Here is a 1,857-nt window from a genome sequence, read left to right on the forward strand (position 1 = left end):
AGCCCTTATTCCGTTTGAAGTTCCTAAATGCGATTTTGAGGTAGTTTCTAATCATGTCGGTAGTTTTGGTGGAAAAGTTTCTACCTCAATAGATACAATTTGACTCGAATTGGTTGCATGGATTCTTTTGATTTTTCAAAAAAAACCTCCCTTTAATCCGCCTGTTCAAGTCTTCATACTTGACATGAAGTGGTTCAAATCTAAACCCTTGAACCACCTTAGGTTTAGGTATTATTCATTTTTGATGGAATCTACCGGATTAGCCAAGGCAGCCTTAATAGCCTGTCCTGATACTGTCGCTGCGGCAATCAATCCCGCGACCAATCCGGCAACAACAAAGATGTACCATGAAATCCCTACCTTAAAAGCAAAATCATCCAACCATTGGGACATACCGTACCAAGATATCGGTACAGCGATCAGGAATCCAAAAAGCACCAGTTTCATAAAATCCTTGCCCAGCAAAGTGACAATATTGAATGTCTCTGCTCCCATGACTTTCCGGATGCCAATTTCTCTGGTCCTTTGCTCGGTCTCGAAGGTCGTCAATCCCAATAATCCCAAGATGGAAATCAAGACCGCAAGACTTGCAAAGAAGGTAAATATGGTTTTGACTTTGTTTTCTGCTTCATATTGTCTGTTGAATCCCTCATCTACAAAAAGCGGATCAAAAGGATAATTAGGTCTCAATTGCTGCCATTCTTCTTTCAGATAGGCCAAAGTTTCTTCTTTTTTGTCTGCATCTATTTTGATACTAACCATATTGCTTCTGTCAACAGTGATCAAAAACACCATCGGAACAATAGGCTGATGCAGGGATTCAAAATGAAAATCCTTCATCACACCGGTTATGTAGCCATTTCTGCCCCCATAGTTAAATTTCTTCCCAACAGCCTCTTCCGAATTGGACCATCCAATTGCCCTGACTGCGGCTTCATTGAGCACAAATGCTTCTGTGCTGTCCGATGCTTGCAGGTAATCAAAGTTTCGGCCTGCCACGATCGGAATCCCATAAGTATCGATAAAATTATGACCCACATGGATATCCGCTATCCTGACATTTAATTGACTCAGTTCTCCGTTGACTTCAGCTGATGCTCCCTGTGAATCAAGGAGTCTGTCGGAAGGAACCCTGCTCGATATGCTTATTTCTTGAATTCCGGGATGGTTTTCGAGCCGGTCTTTGATCAGAAGATAATTTTGGACAATTGACGGACTTGCGGGAAGAACCACAATATCCTCCTTCTTGAAACCCAAGTCTTTGGATTGCATAAAATCAAGTTGCCTGATCACTACCAATACGGCAACAATCAACATCACCGATATCGCAAACTGCCCTGTCACCAACACAGCTCTAAATCGCTTATGGCCTGAACCTGCTTTAAAAACTCCTTTCAATACTTTTGAAGGTGTAAAGCCCGACAAAAACAAAGCTGGATAACTTCCTGATATCAAGCCGACAAACAATACCAAGCCCAATAATCCTACAATGTATTCGGGATGCCTGATCAGGTTAAAACTCAATACCTTGTCTGTGAAATCTGCAAATAAAGGAAGGAACAAATACACCATGACTACAGCAAAAACCAATGAAATCAAGGCCAAAACAAAAGACTCTCCCATAAACTGCCTGACCAAACCGGACCTGTCAGCCCCCATCACTTTCCTCAAACCCACTTCCATCGAGCGAAGTGAAGAGCGGGCAGTGGAAAGGTTCATGAAATTGATACAGGCAATCAGCAGGATAAAAAGTGCCACAGCAAGGTATATATAGACATAATCGATGTTGCCGTTTGGCTCGATCTCAGAATCCAAGTTGGAATACAGATGGATATCTGTCAGTGGCCAAAGGAACAG

1 protein-coding gene is annotated in these 1,857 nt (G+C 42.3%); it reads right to left on the minus strand.

Annotation, left to right across the window (positions count from 1 at the left end; translation table 11 throughout):
- Nucleotides 1–231: 231 nt before the first annotated feature.
- On the minus strand, nt 232–1,857 hold a 1,626-nt coding region (locus ACZFYI_RS19875; RefSeq protein WP_462525859.1), incomplete at its 5' end, for an FtsX-like permease family protein.

The sequence above is a fragment of the Aquiflexum sp. genome (assembly GCF_977115555.1).